General features: G+C 41.5%; 21 protein-coding genes. 14 read left to right on the forward strand and 7 right to left on the reverse strand.

Annotation, left to right across the window (positions count from 1 at the left end):
* Positions 1-3 precede the first annotated feature (3 nt).
* The 7 genes from greB to RDV63_RS04595 all read right to left on the reverse strand — a co-directional run bounded on the left by greB (position 4) and on the right by RDV63_RS04595 (position 7063).
* Positions 4-477, reverse strand: coding sequence for a transcription elongation factor GreB (greB, locus tag RDV63_RS04565; RefSeq protein ID WP_313908343.1), 474 nt, complete (start codon positions 475-477; stop codon positions 4-6).
* Between the two features lie 170 nt (positions 478-647).
* Complete coding sequence (purH, locus tag RDV63_RS04570; protein ID WP_313908344.1) at positions 648-2234, reverse strand: bifunctional phosphoribosylaminoimidazolecarboxamide formyltransferase/IMP cyclohydrolase; 1587 nt, start codon at positions 2232-2234, stop codon at positions 648-650.
* A gap of 99 nt (positions 2235-2333) precedes the next feature.
* Positions 2334-2624 carry a DNA-binding transcriptional regulator Fis gene (fis, locus tag RDV63_RS04575; RefSeq protein ID WP_070048402.1) on the reverse strand — a complete coding sequence of 97 codons (291 nt, stop codon included), beginning with the start codon at positions 2622-2624 and terminating at the stop codon, positions 2334-2336.
* 17 nt (positions 2625-2641) lie between these two features.
* Complete coding sequence (gene dusB, locus RDV63_RS04580; RefSeq protein ID WP_409934818.1) at positions 2642-3625, reverse strand: tRNA dihydrouridine synthase DusB; 984 nt, start codon at positions 3623-3625, stop codon at positions 2642-2644.
* 238 nt (positions 3626-3863) lie between these two features.
* On the reverse strand, positions 3864-4760 hold the full coding sequence (locus tag RDV63_RS04585) for a phosphoribulokinase (RefSeq protein ID WP_313908347.1): 897 nt from the start codon (positions 4758-4760) through the stop codon (positions 3864-3866).
* Positions 4761-4931: 171 nt separating this feature from the next.
* Positions 4932-6218: a phosphoribosylamine--glycine ligase gene (gene purD, locus RDV63_RS04590; RefSeq protein ID WP_313908348.1), complete on the reverse strand. Its 1287-nt coding sequence runs from the start codon at positions 6216-6218 to the stop codon at positions 4932-4934.
* Positions 6219-6238: 20 nt separating this feature from the next.
* Complete coding sequence (locus RDV63_RS04595) at positions 6239-7063, reverse strand: class I SAM-dependent methyltransferase (protein ID WP_313908349.1); 825 nt, start codon at positions 7061-7063, stop codon at positions 6239-6241.
* Positions 7064-7235: 172 nt separating this feature from the next.
* Between RDV63_RS04595 and trmJ the strand changes: the two genes are divergently transcribed.
* The 14 genes from trmJ to ispG all read left to right on the forward strand — a co-directional run bounded on the left by trmJ (position 7236) and on the right by ispG (position 20088).
* The gene (gene trmJ, locus RDV63_RS04600; RefSeq protein WP_313908350.1) at positions 7236-7976 is read left to right on the forward strand and encodes a tRNA (cytosine(32)/uridine(32)-2'-O)-methyltransferase TrmJ; all 741 of its coding nucleotides are present in this window, start codon (positions 7236-7238) and stop codon (positions 7974-7976) included.
* Between the two features lie 4 nt (positions 7977-7980).
* Positions 7981-8790, forward strand: coding sequence for a serine O-acetyltransferase (gene cysE / locus RDV63_RS04605; RefSeq protein ID WP_313908351.1), 810 nt, complete (start codon positions 7981-7983; stop codon positions 8788-8790).
* Positions 8791-8891: 101 nt separating this feature from the next.
* Positions 8892-9368, forward strand: coding sequence for a Fe-S cluster assembly transcriptional regulator IscR (gene iscR, locus RDV63_RS04610; RefSeq protein WP_313908352.1), 477 nt, complete (start codon positions 8892-8894; stop codon positions 9366-9368).
* Positions 9369-9389: 21 nt separating this feature from the next.
* Positions 9390-10604, forward strand: coding sequence for an IscS subfamily cysteine desulfurase (locus RDV63_RS04615; RefSeq protein ID WP_313908353.1), 1215 nt, complete (start codon positions 9390-9392; stop codon positions 10602-10604).
* Between the two features lie 30 nt (positions 10605-10634).
* Positions 10635-11018 (forward strand): Fe-S cluster assembly scaffold IscU, encoded by a 384-nt coding sequence (gene iscU / locus RDV63_RS04620; RefSeq protein ID WP_313908354.1) that lies wholly within the window; start codon positions 10635-10637, stop codon positions 11016-11018.
* A 5-nt stretch (positions 11019-11023) separates the two neighbouring features.
* Positions 11024-11347: an iron-sulfur cluster assembly protein IscA gene (iscA, locus tag RDV63_RS04625; protein WP_313908355.1), complete on the forward strand. Its 324-nt coding sequence runs from the start codon at positions 11024-11026 to the stop codon at positions 11345-11347.
* A 14-nt stretch (positions 11348-11361) separates the two neighbouring features.
* Positions 11362-11886 carry a co-chaperone HscB gene (gene hscB / locus RDV63_RS04630; RefSeq protein ID WP_313908356.1) on the forward strand — a complete coding sequence of 175 codons (525 nt, stop codon included), beginning with the start codon at positions 11362-11364 and terminating at the stop codon, positions 11884-11886.
* Positions 11887-11894: 8 nt separating this feature from the next.
* Entirely contained in the window at positions 11895-13751 is a 1857-nt protein-coding gene (gene hscA / locus RDV63_RS04635) for a Fe-S protein assembly chaperone HscA (protein WP_313908358.1), read from the forward strand.
* A gap of 3 nt (positions 13752-13754) precedes the next feature.
* Positions 13755-14090 (forward strand): ISC system 2Fe-2S type ferredoxin, encoded by a 336-nt coding sequence (gene fdx / locus RDV63_RS04640; protein WP_313908360.1) that lies wholly within the window; start codon positions 13755-13757, stop codon positions 14088-14090.
* Positions 14091-14314: 224 nt separating this feature from the next.
* A complete protein-coding gene (gene ndk / locus RDV63_RS04645; RefSeq protein WP_313908362.1) occupies positions 14315-14746 on the forward strand; it encodes a nucleoside-diphosphate kinase in 432 nt (143 codons plus the stop codon).
* Between the two features lie 128 nt (positions 14747-14874).
* A complete protein-coding gene (locus RDV63_RS04650) occupies positions 14875-15999 on the forward strand; it encodes a bifunctional tRNA (adenosine(37)-C2)-methyltransferase TrmG/ribosomal RNA large subunit methyltransferase RlmN (protein WP_313908363.1) in 1125 nt (374 codons plus the stop codon).
* A gap of 18 nt (positions 16000-16017) precedes the next feature.
* The gene (gene pilW, locus RDV63_RS04655; RefSeq protein WP_313908364.1) at positions 16018-17799 is read left to right on the forward strand and encodes a type IV pilus biogenesis/stability protein PilW; all 1782 of its coding nucleotides are present in this window, start codon (positions 16018-16020) and stop codon (positions 17797-17799) included.
* Positions 17789-18985 (forward strand): RodZ domain-containing protein, encoded by a 1197-nt coding sequence (locus RDV63_RS04660; protein ID WP_313908365.1) that lies wholly within the window; start codon positions 17789-17791, stop codon positions 18983-18985. Before pilW ends, RDV63_RS04660 begins: the two co-directional genes overlap by 11 nt.
* A 2-nt stretch (positions 18986-18987) precedes the next feature.
* The gene (ispG, locus tag RDV63_RS04665) at positions 18988-20088 is read left to right on the forward strand and encodes a flavodoxin-dependent (E)-4-hydroxy-3-methylbut-2-enyl-diphosphate synthase (protein WP_313908366.1); all 1101 of its coding nucleotides are present in this window, start codon (positions 18988-18990) and stop codon (positions 20086-20088) included.
* Positions 20089-20128: the final 40 nt, after the last annotated feature.

The raw sequence follows: 20128 nt of genomic DNA on the forward strand, positions 1-20128 counted from the left end.
AGCCTAAGCTTGATAACTGATCTGGTTGATGGTCCAATTTTGCGAGCCGGTAGGCGTTTGTACTATAACTTCGCTATCAACGGTTTGCTTAAGTAAGGCTCGTGCCATGGGCGAATCTATGGAGATATAATCGTTACGGCCATATATTTCATCTGGGCCGACAATGCGTAGCTTTTTTATTTCACCGGCATCATTTTCTATTTCTACCCAAGCGCCAAAAAACACTCGACCTTCTTGTTGCGGTGAGTATTCAACAATTTTTAATGCTTCGATTCTTTTACGTAAAAAGCGTACTTTAGAGTCTATTTGCCGTAATAAACGCTTATTTTCAGTATAGTCAGCGTTATCTGATCTATCCCCTAAGCTGGCTGCCCAAGCAACTTTCTTAGTAATTTCTGGTCGAAATTCGCGCCATAAATAGTTTAATTCTTGATTAAGTTTGTTATAGCCTTCAGCAGTAATTAAATTAGTTCTCACTTAAGCTGCCTATAAATATTAAATAGATGCGCTAGATCCTACTGCGCTTAAATTTAACAGCAAGTGCCAGGGGATATTTTAAACTTGGCACAAATAAAAAAGCCGCTGTTGCGGCTTTTTATCAGGCTAACTATTTAGTTACTTAGCTAGTTACTTAGCACCTTAGCGACTTAATGACGGAAGTGTCTAACGCCAGTAAATACCATTGCCATGCCGTGCTCATCCGCAGCGGCAACCACTTCGGCATCGCGCATTGAACCACCAGGTTGAATTACCGCAGTAATACCGGCGGCTGCTGCTGCGTCTATGCCATCACGGAATGGGAAGAAAGCATCAGAGGCCATTACTGAACCTTTAACTTCTAGGTTTTCATCCGCGGCTTTAATTCCAGCAATTTTAGCACTATATACGCGGCTCATTTGACCGGCGCCAACACCTATGGTCATGCTATCTTTAACATAAACAATAGCATTTGATTTAACATATTTAGCTACTTTCCAGCAGAATAGTAAGTCGGTTAACTCTTGCTCTGTTGGTTGGCGCTTACTCACTACAGTTAAGTCGTCAGCGCTGATCTTAGCTTGATCGCGGTCTTGTAATAAGATGCCGCCATTAACTTGCTTAATATCAACTGCTGTTGTTGTTTGGTTAAATTCACCACAAACTAATAAGCGCACATTTGGCTTAGTGCCTACTGCGGTAACTGCTGCTTCTGTTGCAGAAGGAGCGATAATCACTTCAACAAATTGCTGGCTAATAATAGCGTTAGCTGTGGTTTCGTCTAGTTCACGGTTAAAAGCAATAATGCCGCCAAAAGCAGATGTTGGGTCTGTTTTATAAGCACGGCTATAAGCCTCTAAAATAGACTCACCAATGGCGACTCCACAAGGGTTTGCATGTTTAACAATAACGCAAGCTGGCTCGGCAAATTCTTTAACGCACTCTAAAGCTGCATCAGTGTCGGCAATGTTATTATATGATAAAGCTTTACCTTGTAGCTGTGTTGCGCTTGAAACTGAGGCAGTTTGGGTGTTGCTATCAACATAAAATGCAGCTTGCTGATGGCTGTTTTCGCCATAGCGTAAATCTTGCTTTTTAACAAACTGAGCGTTGTAGGTGCGCGGGAACTTGTTACCAGTTTCTGAAGGAGTAGAGTAGGCTGGTAATTTAGTGCCAAAGTAGTTAGCTATCATACCGTCATACTGAGCCGTATGCTCAAAGGCACTAATGGCTAAACTAAAACGAGTACAGTGGTTAGTTGCCCCGTTATTTTGCTGCATTTCTGCAATAACCTTGTCGTAATCACTGGCATTAACAACGATAGTGACATCTTTATGGTTCTTTGCTGCTGCGCGTACCATAGTTGGGCCGCCGATATCGATATTTTCGATGGCATCTTCTAAAGTACAGCCTGGTTTGGCAACAGTACTGGCAAATGGGTATAAATTAACAACAACTAAATCAATGTGGCTGATGTTGTTTTCGGCCATTACATCTTCATCGATACCGCGACGGGCTAAAATACCACCGTGAACTTTAGGGTGCAGAGTTTTAACTCTGCCACCCATAATTTCAGCGTGGCCGGTGTAATCAGAGACTTCTATTACATTAATGCCTTGCTCGGTAAGTAATTTAGCGGTACCGCCGGTAGAAAGAATTTCAACATTTAAAGCCGCTAAAGAGCGGGCAAATTCTACAATACCAGTTTTGTCAGATACGCTTAATAATGCGCGGCGGATAGGGCGTAGTGTGGTCATGTTTAAAATCTCATTTCGCGTTTAGAAATTGGCTATAGCTAATAATAAAAAAGCACCCGAAGGTGCTTAAATCGCAGGACAAACTGCCCTGCGTTGGTATTAACCCATACCGTATTGCTTTAATTTCTTGCGAAGCGTACCACGGTTGATACCCATTAAGTTTGCGGCGCGGGTTTGGTTGCCGCGAGTATACTTCATAACTTCTTCCAGTAACGGGCGCTCTAGTTCAGATAAGACCAACTCGTACAAATCATCAACGTCCTGACCGTTTAATTGCTGCAGGTAGTTAGCAACAGCTTTTTGGGCTGCACTGCGTAAAGCCTGTGGCTTTTCCTGCGTTTGTACGTGGGCGTTAGTTATAAATGGCGAAGTAACGTTCGAATTAAACATTGCTTTTCTCTTTTACGTTAGGTTGCTGCTAGTTTATGAAAATAGTCATTTAAGGCATTAAGCTGGGTTTGAGCCTGCTCAATACCATTGAATTCACTACGAAACACACCGAGTTTGTCATGCTCGGCTAAATACCAGCCCACATGTTTGCGGGCAATGCGAGAACCGGCGAGCTCACCATAAAGCTGGTGTAAACCCTGCACGTGCTCTAGCATAATTTGTCGTACCTCAGCAATGCTGGGTGCGTCTAGTTTCTCGCCAGTAGCCAGATAATGCACTACTTCGCGGAAAATCCAGGGTCTTCCTTGCGCGGCTCGTCCAATCATAATGGCATCAGCACCGGTGTAATCCAGCACGAAACGCGCTTTTTCTGGGCTTGTTATGTCACCGTTAGCGATAACCGGTATCGACACTGCATTCTTGATTGATCGAATAGTGTCGTATTCGGCCTCACCTTTGTACATACAAGCCCGAGTCCTGCCGTGTACAGCAAGCGCTTGAATACCATTATCTTGGGCAATCTGCGCAATCTGAATACCGTTTATATTATCTTGATCCCATCCAGTACGTATTTTTAACGTGACAGGAACCTTTACTGCATTTACCACTGCACGAACAATGTCTTGCACCAGATCGGGATATTGTAGCAAAGCCGATCCGGCTAATTTTTTGTTCACTTTTTTTGCTGGGCAGCCCATATTAATGTCGATAATGTCTGCGCCATTGTCGACATTATAACATGCTGCTTCAGCCATTTGCTGTGGATCTGCTCCGGCTATTTGAATTGAACAAATACCCGACTCTAACCGATGGCCCATGCGGAGCTGTGATTTATCACTTTGCCACACCAGAGGATTACTCGACATCATTTCAGATACAGCTAAAGCTGCGCCAAAACGCCTGCAAAGTTCCCGAAAAGTATGATCCGTTACTCCTGCCATAGGAGCGCAAATTACTTGGTTCGTTAACTGATATGGACCTATACGCACCACTGAATCCACGGCTTAACCCTTAAGGGGCGCTAAGTTTACGGATTTTTTGCTGCAAAGCAAAGGTTATTATTTAAACAAATTGATAAATTTACTAGGGGTTGCCATCTTGACTTTCGCTAAACGGCTGAAAAACAGTATTTTGTAACGCAGATTAAACAGCTAGCAGCCAAATGCTTGCACTAACATTATCGAGTTGATTATTTATTGTACAATAATGATTAGCCTAATTTCTTGTTACTAAGCAAAATTAGGCGCCCAGCCAATCAACTTGACCGCGAGCTTGACGGCGTTTAATCATCAAGTCTTCAACTAAAGGGGTTAAAATTAACTCCATGGCTAAGGCCATTTTACCACCTGGTACAACTAGGGTGTTAACCCGAGACATAAAAGAGCCATTAATCATCCGCAAATAATAGGGAAAATCGACATGCTTAATGCCACGAAAACGTATAACAACAAAGCTTTCATCTAAAGATGGAATATCCTTAGCGCTAAAGGGGTTTGAGGTATCAACTGTAGGTACGCGCTGAAAGTTAATATGAGTACGAGAGAACTGCGGCGTGATATGGTTAATGTAATCATCCATACTGCCTACTATACTGGCTTGCACAGCTTCACGGCTATGACCTCGCTCAGAGGTGTCACGGATAATTTTTTGGATCCACTCTAAGTTAACAATAGGCACCATGCCAATAAGCAAATCGACATGCTGGGCAATATTGTTTTGCTCGGTAACAGCGCCACCGTGTAAGCCTTCGTAAAATAATAAATCGGTGTTTTCACCTATACTTTGCCAAGGGGTAAAGGTGCCGGGTAACTGGTTGTAAGGCACAGCTTCATCAAAAGTATGTAGATAATGGCGTACTTTGCCGCAGCCAGTTTCAGCATAACTAGTAAAAAAAGTTTCTAATGCAGCAAAATCATTAGCCTCAGGGCCAAAATAACTAATGTAACGGCCTTGCTCTTTAGCTTTACGCACAGCTACTTCCATTTCAGGACGACTAAAACGATGAAAACAGTCACCTTCAACAAAAGCAGCATTAATACCTAAAGTGCGAAATATATGTTTAAAAGCAGTACTTGTCGTTGTTGTGCCTGCGCCAGATGAGCCGGTAATGGCTATAATAGGGTTTTTATGTGACATAAATAACAGCACCGTTAACTATAAGACCGAATACCTTAATGCAAAATCTTGGCTTAGTGCAACATTTTAAAATTTAGGCTGTCGAGTTGGCATTGTTTTGTTACTAAAACAAAAACCAGCTAAGCCGCTGTGCAACTTAGCCGGTTAATAAGCTAAGGTTAGAATCTAACCTTAGCTTTGCTCGCGAGCTATAGCTCGATAACCAATATCACTACGATAGAACATAGCATCCCAACTAATTTTATTAGCTAATTGATAAGCTGCTTGTTGGGCTAAGCTCACGCTATCGCCTAAAGCCGTAGCGCATAAAACTCTACCACCACTGGTAACGACTTGGTTATCAACTAGTGCAGTACCAGCATGGAATACTTTAGCTGTGTTGCTGTCAATACCAGATAAGCCGTTAATAACTAAACCTTTAGCATAATCGTCTGGATAGCCGCCAGCGGCTAACACTACACCAACAGCAGCTTTGGGGCTAAACTTGATGCTTTGCCCTGCTAGGTTAGTGTTACAAGCATCTAAGCAAAGTTGAACTAAATCAGACTCTAAACGCATCATAATCGGCTGCGTTTCAGGGTCGCCAAAACGGCAGTTAAATTCTAGTACCTTAGCGCTGCCATCGGCTGCTATCATTAAACCAGCATATAAGAAACCGGTAAAAACAATGCCTTCATCAGCCATGCCGTTAACAGTTGGGTAAATTACTTTTTCCATTACCCAGTTATGTACTTCTGGTGTGACAACAGGCGCTGGAGAATAAGCACCCATACCGCCGGTATTTGGGCCTAAGTCGCCATTATCACGGGCTTTATGATCTTGCGATGAAGCAAAAGGTAAAGCCGTTTTACCGTCAACCATGACAATAAAAGATGCTTCTTCCCCGGTTAAAAACTCTTCTATTACTACGCGACTACCAGCAGAGCCAAATTTATTACCAGCTAACATATCGTCGATGGCGGCATAAGCTTCAGCTGCGGTTTGAGCAATAATAACGCCTTTACCAGCAGCAAGACCGTCGGCTTTAATCACTATAGGGGTGCCTAACTTATCAACAAAAGCTTTAGCGGGCGCTATTTCTGTAAAGGTTTGATAAGCGGCAGTTGGGATCTTATGCCGAGCTAAAAAGTCTTTTGCAAAGGCTTTAGAGCTTTCTAATTGGGCAGCCGCTTGGCTGGGGCCAAAAATAGCGAGACCAGCAGCATTAAAAACATCAACAACACCTTTAGCTAGTGGGGCTTCAGGGCCAACAATGGTTAAATCAATCTGTTGTTGCTTAGCAAAGTCCAAAAGGGCGTTAATATCATCAGCTGCAATAGCGACATTTTGTAAGTTAGGCTCTTTTGCCGTACCTGCATTGCCTGGTGCAACAAAGACTTCAGTAGCTAAACTTGATTGAGCCGCTTTCCATGCCAGGGCATGCTCACGGCCACCGCCGCCAATTACCAATACTTTCATTAATATATCCGTCGTTAAAATTATGGAGTTAAAGGTTTACGAAATTTTAAAGTCATTCGATTACTTTCGCCAATAGCTAAATACTTAGCTCGATCTTGCTCTTTTAAGCGTAAAGAGGGCGGCAAAGTCCAGACGCCGTGTACATAATCTGCGCTATCTTTAGGGTTAGCATTAATATCGCTACTTGCTTCAAAGATAAAACCCGCTTGTTTAGCTAATTTAATCGTCAAGTCTTCAGGTACATAACCACTTTTTAACCAGTCAGAGTCTTTTTGCGCGGCGGGCAAACTATGTTCTACTACGCCTAAGATACCACCTGGTTTTAAGGCAGTATAAAACTGCTTAAAAGCGGCAACTAAGGCTTCATCGCGGCCTTGACTATACCAGTTATGTAAATTACGAAAGGTTAATACTACATCTGCACTGGCAGCAGGCGCAATTTCCTCAGCGTCACTTACCGCAAATTCAGTCAACACTACACGATTATAAATAGGGTTAGCAGCTAACTTTTTAATAAAAGCCGCTCTATTAGTTTTGTAGTATTCAGAGTTACTGTTAGCTGGGAAGTGGGCTGCATACAACTTACCATGAGCGGCTAATAACGGGGCTAAAATCTCTGTATACCAACCGCCACCGGGTGAGATTTCAACCACAGTGCTGCTTGGTGTTAACTCAAAAAAGCTTAAGGTTTCAACTGGATGTCGATATTGGTCTCGTTGAATATTCTCACTACTGCGACTATTGTGCTCAACGGCTAACTGTATTGATTCTAGGTTATTATTTGCGCTGCTTAGCGTGCTAAATAACAAAGTAGATAAAGCTAATGCTAATGAAACTTTTTTCATGGCGCATATCCTTTGAGGGTAAAATTGGCTTTAGTGTAGCAAAGCCAAGGTAAAAATACAGAAATTCGTGGTCAATAAATTAGGCTTTAGCTATAGATAGAGCGACTCTTTTTCATAAACAAACGTTTTTGCCTATGCTAGAATGCTGGCCATTTTACCTAGGGCGCCTTTAATGTTAGAACAGATTAGAATTGTATTAGTTGGCACTACCCATACTGGCAACATTGGGTCGGTTGCGCGAGCAATGAAAACAATGGGCTTATCTAGCCTGTACTTAGTTGCGCCCAAAGAACAGCCAGATGGTCAAGCTTATGCCTTAGCAGCAGGCGCAAGTGATATTTTAGCTCAAGCAAAAAGTTTTGATTCTTTAGCGCCTGCTATAGCTGATTGTGGCTTAGTAGTGGGCAGTAGTGCGCGGTCTCGCACTCTCAGTTGGCCCATGTTAGAACCAAGAGAATGCGGTCTAAAAGCGGTGGCTGAAGCTAAACAGCAGCCTGTTGCTATAGTGTTTGGCCGTGAAAACAGCGGTTTATCTAACGAAGAACTACAACTGTGTAACTATCATGTCTGTATTAATGCTAATCCAGAGTACAGCTCATTAAATTTAGCTATGGCGGTACAGCTACTTTGTTATGAAGTACGGATGGCATGGCTTGGCCAAGTTGGCCAAGCTGAAATAGAAGATACAGCTAATTATCCAACAAATGAGCAAATGAATAGTTTTTATCAGCATTTAGAGCAAACGCTAGATGATACGGGCTTTATTATTAAGCAGCACCCTGGTGTGGTGATGACGAAATTAAAACGTTTATTTAGCCGAGCCCGCCCAGAAGAGGCTGAGTATAATATTTTGCGTGGCGTTTTAACGTCAATTCAACGCTTTAGTTCTGCAGCAAAGCAGGCCAAGGAGTAATAGCATGTTTGCAGGTATCCGCGAAGATATAAAAAGTGTCTTTGATCGCGACCCAGCGGCACGTAATACATTTGAAGTACTTACCACTTACCCAGGTTTACATGCAATTTGGTGGCATCGGCTTAGCCATAGACTATGGCGAGCAAACTGGACTTGGCTAGCACGTTTTATTAGCACTTTTGCCCGTTGGATTACAGGGGTAGAAATTCACCCCGGTGCTAAAATTGGCCGCCGCTGCTTTATCGACCATGGCATGGGGGTGGTGATAGGTGAAACTGCCGAGATAGGTGATGATTGTACTTTATATCATGGTGTGACCTTAGGTGGCACTAGCTGGAGTGCAGGCAAACGCCATCCAACTTTAGGTAATGGTGTTGTTATTGGCGCTGGCGCTAAAGTATTAGGGCCATTAAATGTAGGTGAAAATGCCCGTATTGGCTCTAATGCTGTGGTGGTTAAAGATGTACCAACAGGGGCAACTGTTATTGGCATACCTGGTCGCATTGTCGCCAGAGCAGATGTAAAGCTAAGTGATGAGCGTAAACATATGGCTAAAAGGTTTGGTTTCGATGCCTATGCAGTGGCAGCGGATAACCCCGATCCTGTAGCTAATGCTATTGGTCGGATGCTCGATCATATTCAAATGCTAGATACTAAAGTTGAAGAACTCTGCCATGGCGTAAATGAACTCGGCGGTGATGTCTGTAGTATTATGCCAACAGTAGATATTGAAGAAGAAGACTTTTTGCAAGCAGAACAACGGGCTGCAGAGGCTAGAGCGAAGGATATAGCTGCTTTTGATCCAGAGATATAAGGGCTAATTTTAGGCTAATACCTGACTGTTTTACTCAGCTTAATACTTGACTAAATTAGTCAAGTATGTAGAATGGAGCTATAATTATCAGGGAGCAGACTATGAGATTAACATCCAAAGGCCGTTATGCAGTAACCGCTATGTTAGATGTAGCTTTACACAAAGCGACTGGCCCTGTGTCTCTGGCTGACATTTCAGAACGGCAAGGTATTTCGCTGTCTTATCTTGAGCAGTTATTTGCTCGCCTTCGTAAGTATGGGCTAGTAACCAGTGTCCGCGGGCCGGGTGGTGGTTATTTGCTAAGCCGAGAGGCCGCTTTAATTAGTGTGTCTGAGGTTATAGCAGCAGTAGACGAAAGTGTTGACGCTACCCGTTGCCAAGGTAAGTCAGATTGCCAAGGGGGTATGCGCTGCTTAACGCATACTTTGTGGAGTGATTTAAGTCACAGAATTGAAGATTTTTTAACCAGCATATCGTTGGGTGAGCTGGTAAACCAGCAAGATGTAAAAACTGTAGCAAAGCGACAACTTAGTCGCAATGCAAAAAATACGGCAACGAATAATATTGTTGTCAGTTGAAAGTAAAACACGGAGCAAATAATGAAGCTACCTATTTATCTTGACTACGCTGCAACTTCTCCTGTTGATAAACGCGTTGCAGAAAAAATGATGCAGTTTATGACGATGGACGGTGAGTTTGGTAATCCCGCATCGCGTTCGCATCGTTTTGGTTGGCAAGCCGAAGAAGCGGTAGAAATTGCTCGTAGCCAAGTGGCCGATTTAATTAACGCTGATCCGCGTGAAATCGTTTTCACCTCAGGCGCAACTGAGTCAGACAACTTAGCGATTAAAGGTGCAGCAAACTTTTACCATAAAAAAGGTAAACACTTAATTACGGTAAAAACTGAACATAAAGCGGTATTAGATACCATGCGTCAATTAGAGCGCGAAGGTTACGAAGTTACCTATTTAGAACCACAAACAGATGGTTTATTAACTCTTGAGCAAATTGAAGCAGCAGTACGCCCAGACACAACATTAATTAGTGTGATGTTTGTTAATAATGAAATTGGTGTAGTGCAAGACATAGCTGCAATTGGCGAGTTTTGTCGTAGTAAAAATATTCTATTCCATGTTGATGCCGCACAAGCGCCAGGTAAAGTTGAGATTGACTTACAAAAACTTAAAGTCGATTTAATGTCGTTTTCTGGCCATAAAGCTTACGGACCAAAAGGCATAGGCGCTTTATATGTTCGCCGTAAACCTCGTATCCGTTTAGAAGCACAAATGCATGGTGGTGGTCACGAGCGCGGTATGCGTTCAGGCACGTTAGCAACTCACCAAATTGTTGGTATGGGTGAAGCCTTTGCGGTAATGAAGCAAGAAATGGCCGCAGAAAACCAACGTATTACTGCTTTGCGCGACCGGTTATTAAAAGGCGTGGAAGGCATGGAGCAAGTGTTTTTAAACGGTAACGCAAAACAGCGGGTACCGCATATTACTAATATTAGCTTTAACTATGTTGAAGGCGAGTCGCTAATAATGGCGTTAAAGGATGTTGCAGTGTCATCGGGTTCTGCTTGTACTTCTGCTAGCTTAGAGCCATCTTATGTATTACGTGCTTTAGGTATGAGCGATGAGCTCGCGCATAGTTCTATTCGTTTTAGTATTGGTCGTTATACAACAGAGCAAGAAATTGATCACACTATTAAGATTGTGCATCAAGCAATAGACAGACTTCGTGCAATGTCACCGCTTTGGGATATGTACAAAGACGGTATCGATTTAAACACTGTGGCTTGGACTGCGCATTAAGCGTAGCTCACCACCAGAGAGGTAATTATCATGGCATACAGCGATAAAGTAATAGATCACTATGAAAATCCACGTAACGTGGGTTCATTTGAAGATGGTGATGACAACGTAGCAACAGGTATGGTTGGCGCACCTGCTTGTGGTGACGTAATGAAACTACAAATTAAAGTTAGTGCAGACGGCATTATTGAAGATGCTAAGTTTAAAACTTACGGTTGTGGTAGTGCTATTGCATCTAGCTCATTAGTAACCGAATGGGTTAAGGGTAAAAGCTTAGCCGAAGCCCAAGAAATTAAAAATACCGATATTGCTAATGAATTAGCTTTACCACCGGTAAAGATTCACTGCTCTATTTTAGCAGAAGACGCGATTAAAGCCGCTATTGCTAACTATAAGCAAAAGCGAGGAGAGTAATTGGTATGGCGATTTCGATGACTGAAGCTGCAGCAGACAGAGTGCGGAACTTTTTACATAATCGTGGCAAGGGTATTGGCTTGCGGGTCGGTGTAAAAACAACGGGCTGTTCTGGGTTAGCCTATGTGCTAGAGTTTGTCGATACGCTAAACGAAGATGACCAAGTATTTGAACATGACGATTTAAAATTAGTCGTCGATGGTAAAAGCTTGGTTTATATCGATGGTACCCAGCTTGATTTTGTCAAAGAAGGCCTGAACGAAGGTTTTCAATTTAACAACCCTAATGTCGATGGCGAATGTGGTTGTGGTGAAAGCTTTACTGTTTAACGTTTAGGGTTCTGATGAATTATTTTCAGCTGTTTAATTTACCTGCTCAGTTCGAACTTGATCTTGCTGAGCTAAACTCGCGCTATCTTAAGCTACAACGTCAGTTTCATCCCGATAAACACTCGGCAGGATCTGAGCGTGACCGGCTAATGGCTGTCCAGCAAACCGCTAATATTAATGATGCCTATCGTAGTCTGAAGCAGCCTTTGCTTCGGGCTGAACACTTATTGGCATTACGTGGTTTACTTATTGATGATGAACAACGCAGTTTTAATGAACCGATGTTTTTAATGCAGCAAATGACGTTGCGTGAGCAATTGGCAGAGATTAAAACTGCAGCCGATCCTGATGCGGTTATTGATCATGTTGAAACCGAGTTACAGCAAGCTAAAAAGCAATTATTAGTGCAGTTAGCCGATGCGCTTAGACAGGCCAAGCCTGAGCAAGATCAGCAAGCAGCTGACTTAATTCGAAAACTTAAATTTTTCTATAAATTACAACATGAGTTAGAGTTTATAGAACAGCAACTAAAAGATTAAACTTTACTATGGCATTATTACAGATCGCAGAGCCTGGCCAAAGTACTGCCCCACATCAGCATAAGCTGGCTGTAGGTATTGACCTTGGTACAACCAATTCATTAGTCGCAACTGTACGTAGTGGTGAAGCAACAACCTTGTTTAATATACAGGGCCAAGATATGTTGCCATCGGTGGTGCGCTATACGCCAGAGCAAGTCATTGTTGGCCAAGCAGCCATGCAAGCAGCTATAACAGATGCTGATAATACTATTGTTTCAGTGAAGCGGCTTATGGGTAAAGGCTACACTGAAATTGCCCAGTTAAATGAAAAAGTACCTTATCGCTTAATTGATCAACATGGCTTAGTCGCCATAGATACCGCACAAGGGGTAAAAAATCCTGTTGAAGTTTCAGCTGCAATTTTATCCAGCTTAGCTAGCACAGCAACAGAGGCCTTAGGCGGCGAATTAACCGGTGTTGTTATCACTGTGCCAGCCTATTTTGATGATGCCCAGCGCCAAGCAACTAAAGATGCGGCTACCTTAGCCGGACTTAACGTTTTACGCTTATTAAATGAACCTACTGCAGCGGCACTTGCTTATGGTTTAGATTCCGGCCAAGAAGGTGTAGTGGCTGTGTACGATTTAGGCGGTGGAACTTTTGATATTTCTATCTTACGTTTACGCCGCGGCATATTTGAAGTACTAGCCACTGGCGGTGATGCTGCACTGGGCGGTGACGATTTTGACCATGCTATAGTCGCATGGCTACAGCAGCAAACCGGCGAAATTAGCTTAAATCACCAAGCCATGCGCCAGTACTTAACCACAGCACGTAGTGTTAAAGAGCAATTAACGGATACTGATGTAGTTGAGTTTAGTTTACCTACAGCTAGCGGTAATTTTAGTGCTAGTTTAAGTCGTACTGATTTTGACCAGCTCGTCTTAGCACTAGTTAAAAAAACAACCCGCACTTGCCGTCAAGTATTGCGCGATGCTGGTGTAACGGCCGATGAAGTAGTAAAAGTGGTGATGGTAGGTGGCAGTACTCGGGTACCTTGTGTCCGCGCTGGTGTAGCCAGCTTCTTTAATACAGAACCTTTAACCAGTATTGATCCAGATAAAGTTGTTGCTATAGGTGCAGCCATTCAAGCTAATGTACTGGTAGGGAATAAGGCAGATGAAGATACCTTATTATTAGATGTTATCCCATTGTCATTAGGCCTAGAGACTATGGGTGGTTTAACCGAGAAAATTATCCCTCGAAATACTGTTATTCCAGTAGCTAGGGCGCAGGAGTTTACTACCTTTAAAGATGGCCAAACTGCTATGGCCTTACATGTAGTTCAAGGTGAACGTGAACTAGTTGCTGATTGTCGCTCATTAGCAAAGTTTGAATTGAGAAATATACCGGCTATGCCTGCTGGTGGCGCCCATATTCGCGTTACCTTTCAAGTGGATGCTGATGGTTTATTAAGTGTAAATGCTGAAGAAAAATCGACAGGTGTTAAATCGAGCATTCAAGTTAAACCTTCCTATGGTTTAACTGATGATCAAGTTGCAACTATGCTAAAAAGCTCGATGCAATACGCTCGTGAAGATATGCAATTGCGTTTATTACGCGAGCAACAAGTTGAAGCAGAGCGAGTGTTAGAGGCTATTACTCAAGCACTAGCGGCTGATGCTGCATTATTAAATGCCGAGGAATTACAGCAGATTGAACAAGCTTTGCTGGCATTAGTACAAGTAAAATCAAGCGACGACACCGCAGCCATTAAAGCTGCAATTGAACACACCAATACATTGACTGACGACTTTGCTGCGCGCCGAATGGATACTTCTATCCGCTTAGCGTTACAAGGTCATAACGTGGACGAGGTATAGCAAATGCCACAAATAGTATTTTTACCCCATGCAGAACTATGCCCTGAAGGTGCAGCCTTAGATGCAAAAGTCGGCGAGACAGTGTTAGATGTAGCACTGCGAAATGGCATTTCTATTGAGCATGCTTGTGAGAAGTCTTGTGCTTGTACAACTTGTCACGTCATAGTGCGTGAAGGCTTTTATTCATTAAACGAAAGCGATGAATTAGAAGACGATATGTTAGATAAAGCTTGGGGCTTAGAGCCTGAGTCGCGGTTAGGTTGCCAAGCTAAAGTTGCTGATGAAGATTTAATTGTTGAAATACCTAAATACACTATTAACATGGTGAGTGAAGGCTAAGCAGCTTACTGCCAAGCCCTAGAGTACAATTACATTAACCTTATCGTTTTCGATAAGGTTTTATTGTTTTTATACTAGCGACTATTTTGCAGCTATTTTGCTTTATTGGTTATAAAATCGGCTTATTTGCGGCAACAAATAGGTTTTTTTCTACTTATAGCGTATAATTTGCCGCCTTAAATTTATCAATCTATTTATTCATTAACTTTAATCAGGAGCCTATGATGGCGTTAGAACGTACTTTTTCAATTATTAAACCAGATGCCGTTGCTAAAAATGTAATTGGTGCTATCTACAATCGTTTTGAAACTGCTGGTTTACGTATTGTTGCTGCAAAAATGGTTCACTTAAGCAAAGAACAAGCAGAAGGCTTTTATGCTGAACATAAAGAGCGTCCATTTTTTAATGCTTTAGTGTCATTTATGATCTCTGGTCCAGTTATGGTTCAGGTTTTAGAAGGCGAAAATGCTGTTTTAAAAAATCGTGAAATAATGGGTGCAACTAACCCAGCTGAAGCCTTAGCCGGTACTTTACGTGCTGACTATGCTGCAAGCATCGATGAGAATGCGGTTCACGGTTCTGATGCTGCTGCATCAGCTGCACGCGAAATTGCTTACTTCTTCACAGAAGCAGAGCTTTGCGCACGCACTCGTTAAGAAGTTGTTCTTAACCTTGCTGAACTAAGGGGGCGTAAGCCCCCTTAATCTATATAGCTAGTAGGTCCCTATATAGAAAGTGCAGTATTTTATAGCTATTGTTTATTGTGGTAAGGAGTGCTCTAGATATGACTGAGCAACAAAAAAAAATTAATTTACTTGATTTATCGCGCAGCGAAATTCAGCAGCTTTTTGTTGATATGGGCGAAAAGAAATTTCGTGCCGATCAGGTAATGAAATGGATATACCACTATTGTGTTGATGATTTCGACCAAATGACTAATATCAATAAAGTATTGCGCGAAAAATTAAAAAGTCGCTGTGTTATTTCTGCGCCAGAAGTGGTGATGCAACAAGAGAGTAGTGACGGTACTATTAAGTTTATTATGGCGGTAAGTGGTGGCCAAGAAGTTGAAACTGTATGGATCCCTGAAAAAGATCGCCGTACACTATGTGTTTCTTCGCAGGTTGGTTGCGCTTTAAACTGCTCATTTTGTTCGACAGCACAACAAGGTTTTAACCGTAACCTAAGCGTGTCTGAAATTATTGGTCAAGTGTGGCGAGTGGCTAAAATTATTGGTAGTTATGGTGGTAGCAATGTTAAACCTGTCACTAACGTAGTGATGATGGGGATGGGTGAGCCTTTGCTTAACCTAAATAATGTTGTACCAGCTATGCAGTTAATGCTGGAAGATTACGGTTTTGGTTTATCAAAACGTCGTGTAACTCTCAGTACTTCAGGCGTTGTGCCCGCATTAGATATTTTGCGTGAAAAAATTGATGTGGCACTGGCAATTTCGCTACACGCACCTAATAATGCTTTACGTGACCAACTGGTACCGGTAAATAAAAAATATCCAATGGAAGAGTTTTTAGCAGCTTCTAGGCGTTATGTTGAAGCCTCTAAAGCTAATGATAAAGTAACGATTGAATATGTGATGCTTGATGGCATCAATGACAGCATGGAGCAAGCACATGAATTAGCGCATGCTTTAAAAGATACGCCATCAAAAATTAATTTGATCCCATTTAACCCTTATCCAGGGTCACCTTATAAAAGATCAAGTAATTCTCGCATTGACAGATTTAACAAAGTCTTACATGAATATGGCTTTACTGTTATTGTACGTAAAACTCGTGGTGATGATATTGATGCAGCCTGTGGTCAGTTAGTGGGTGATGTAATTGATAGAACTAAACGCGTCATTAGAAATCAAGAAAAAGAGCAGTCAATCGCGGTGAAGGTACTGTAATAATTCAAGGAATGGCCTGTGTTTAAGCGCAAGATTATCGTTGGTATTGCTGCCTGTAGCATCATGCTTACAGGTTGCGTGTCAGAGCAAAGCTATGTAGGAAGCGAAAAGCCAGTGGCTAATCGCTCGTTCGATAATATTGAAGCTGCCCGTACTCGTATCTCACTTGGTTTAAACTACTTGCGCCGTGGAGACTCATCGCAGGCTAAGTATAATTTAGAGCGAGCTCGAAGTTTTGCGCCTAACTCAGCTGAAGTATATAGTGCTTTAGCTTATTATTATGAAAATGTTGGCGAAACAGATCAGGCGGAAGAGCATTATTTAATTGCTATCAATAAAGATCCTAACTATGCCGATGCTTATAATAACTACGGTGCATTTTTGTGTCAGTTACAGAAGTATGAAGCAGCAGAACGATTACTGTTGCAAGCAATAAACCGCCCTGGCTACATTCGCGTAGCAGAAAGCTATGAAAACTTAGCCTTATGTCAGTTACAACAAAATAACTTCACAAAAAGTAAAGCCTTTTTAAATAGCTCTATTAACCATAATAGCACTCGTATTAGCTCATTAGTGTTAACAGCGAGTTTGTCTTATGCCATGGGTGAAATGACCGAGGCAAAAAACCAATTAGCCAGAATTCAACGCTTAGGCCGAGTATCGGCTAGAACAGTATTATTAAGTTATTTAATTGCCGATAAAACAGGTGATACTACAACCAAAAATAATGCTGAACAGCTGTTACTAACACTGTATATGGGCTCTGCTGAGACAACGCTATTATTACAAGATAAATTAGCATTAAGTGAATTTGAACTATTGCGAGAGCGGTACAAAGAAACTTTAATGTCGAATATCCGCTTACCTAGTCAGAGCACAAACAGTGCGCCTATCCGCAAGCCAGTTGCTAATCCTAAGCTTAAAGTAGTTAAACGTAAAACAACAGGAACTGCTGATGCCGAGTTAGCAGGAACAGCAGCGTTAGAAGAACAAGACACTAATCAACTGACGAAAGAAGCTAGTATAAATAGTAACCAAGTTAATGCTAAAGTCGAGCCTGAGCTTGTTACTGCGCCAGTGTTAAAAAATGCCACTAACGATATAGCTAATAGTTTGCAGTTAAGCCATAAAGAAGCTAAGGCTGACCTTATCGAAGTGACTAAAGCGGCTGAGGTTGGCGAAATAGAAGCAACACCATCAGCAATAACTTTAGCGGCCGCAGAAACTGAAAGTTTACCCAAAGAAACGCTACTAATAGAAGAGCAAGCTATAGCAGAGCAGCTAGAACTACAGCAAACAGCACCAGCATCTACAGCTCAGCCAATAGTTGAGGAAAATCTAGCTGAAGTAAAGGCGCCCGAAGTACAAGCAGCAGCGATCATTAGCACTGATATAACCACTCAAGATAAACCTGAGCCTAAGTTTCACTTAGTGCAGGAAGATGACTCTTTATATGCTATATCAGTAAAGTATAATATTAGATTGCAGCGCTTAATGGAATGGAATAAATTAACTCCTGAATCAGCTATTCATACCGGCCAAAAAGTTTGGTTACAGCAGGTTGAAGAATCAGAGTTAAATAAAAAAGCTAAACCAGAAATAGCGTCTAGGCTTCAAGTCAACACAACCGAACCCTATCATAAGGTAAAGGTAGGAGAGACGATGTTTAGTATTTCATATCGTTATAACATTAGACTAGATAAGTTTATGAGCTGGAATAATTTGACTGAACAGAGTAAATTATATGTTGGTCAGCAATTATTGGTCGTGGACCCTGCATTAACTACCCATGAAAATTGAAGCAGAAAGTCAGCAAGATCCAAGTATAGGTCAGATGCTACATCAGGCACGCACAGCCCGTGGTCTTTCTGTACAGCAAGTAGCATCACAGTTAAACTTATCCCAACAACTGATCAGCCAGCTAGAGCAAGACCAGTTTAATGGTAATATGCAAGAAACTTATGTTAAAGGCTATATACGAGCTTATGCTAAGTTACTTAAAATTCCTGAAAAACAACTTAAAGCAGCTTTTAATCGTGATAGTGCAGGCCAGCAGCATGTTGTGAAGCCGATGCAAACGTTTTCTAACCGCAGTAAACGGCAGCTAACAGATAAACGTTTTATTTGGCTAACTTACTGCATTATCGCTTTGTTTGTCGTGTTATTGTTTATTTGGTGGTGGCAAACTGAAGCAGATTTTTCGTATTGGACAGCTGAACCTACTGCCAATGAGGAGTTAACGCATACAGCTTTACCACAAGAGCGACAACAAGATGCAGATAAAGAATTAGTGTCTTTAACTAATACTAATACTAATACTAATACTAATACTAATACTAATACTAATACTAATACTAATACTAATACTAATACTAATACTAATACTAATACTAATACTAATACTAATACTAATACTAATACTAATACTAATACTAATACTAATACTAATACTAATACTAATACTAATACTAATACTAATACTAATACTAATACTAATACTAATACTAATACTAATACTAATACTAATACTAATACTAATACTAATACTAATACTAATACTAATACTAATACTAATGACAGTGCTACACCAAGCGATGTAAAACAACTAGGCAATGAAACCCTTAATAGCGAAATAACTGTGCCTCAAGTTGACACTATAAACGTAGAAAAACAGTTAGGTATAGAGCTAGAGCCAAGTTTAGCAATAGCCGAGGCTGAAACTACTGTTATTGCAAGTGTAGAAGATACACTTAATATGCGCTTTAGTGATGCTTGTTGGGTAAATGTTATTGATGCTACAGGTGAGCGTATAGCCTATGGCACTAAAGGCAAAGGCTATACTATGACCTTAAAAGGTAAAGCGCCTTTTGTTGTTACTTTAGGTAACCCAGCTGTAGTGACAATTAATTTTAATCAACAACCTTATGATATATCTGCTTTACCAACAGGTAGAGTAGCAAAATTTACTATTCCCGGATCTGAGTAACAATGTTTGCAGAGAACCCGATAAAACGTCGTGCCAGCACCCAAATTAAAGTGGGTAATGTATTAATTGGCGGTGATGCACCTATAGCCGTGCAATCTATGACTAATACGTTAACAACAGATGTTGCTGCGACTGTGGCACAAATTAATGCTATTGCTAAAGCAGGCGCAGACTTAGTTAGAGTATCTGTACCTACTATGGATGCTGCTGAAGCTTTTAAGTTAATTAAACAACAGTCACCTATTCCGTTAGTGGCTGATATTCACTTTGACTATCGTATTGCTTTAAAGGTCGCCGAATACGGCGTAGATTGCTTACGTATTAACCCTGGCAATATAGGCCGCGAAGATCGTATTCGTGCAGTAGTAGATTGTGCACGAGACTATAATATTCCTATTCGTATAGGGGTAAATGGTGGTTCACTAGAAGCAGACATTCAAGAAAAATATCATGAGCCTACTGCAGAGGCATTAGTAGAATCTGCTATGCGTCATGTCGATATTTTAGATCGGTTAAACTTCGACCAATTTAAAGTTAGTGTCAAAGCCTCAGATGTATTTTTAGCTGTAGGCGCCTATCGTTTATTAGCAAAACAAATTAAGCAGCCGCTACATTTAGGTATTACAGAAGCGGGTGGTGCACGAGCGGGTGCAGTTAAGTCGGCTGTTGGTTTAGGCATGTTATTAGCCGAAGGCATTGGCGATACCATGAGAATTTCGTTAGCTGCAGATCCAGTAGAAGAAGTAAAAGTTGCTTTTGATATTTTAAAATCGTTACGCATTCGCTCACGTGGTATTAACTTTATTGCTTGCCCTAGTTGCTCACGGCAAGAGTTTGATGTTATCAAAACTATGAACCAACTAGAGCAGCAACTAGAAGATGTAGTGGAGCCATTGACCGTATCAGTTATAGGCTGTGTGGTGAATGGCCCAGGTGAAGCTTTAGTGTCAGATTTAGGTGTTGCCGGAGCTAGTAAAAAAAGCGGCTTTTATATTAATGGGCAAAGGCAAAAGCTGCGGTTAGATAATAGCAATGTTGCTGAGCAATTAGAGCAACAAATTCGTAGTTATTTACAGCAAAAAATTACCATTCGCCAGCTATAACTGCTTTGTAGTCATAGTTGGCCTTTAGTCGTGCTGCGCC

Source organism: Rheinheimera sp. MMS21-TC3 (genome assembly GCF_032229285.1).
Classification (GTDB): Bacteria; Pseudomonadota; Gammaproteobacteria; order Enterobacterales; family Alteromonadaceae; genus Alishewanella.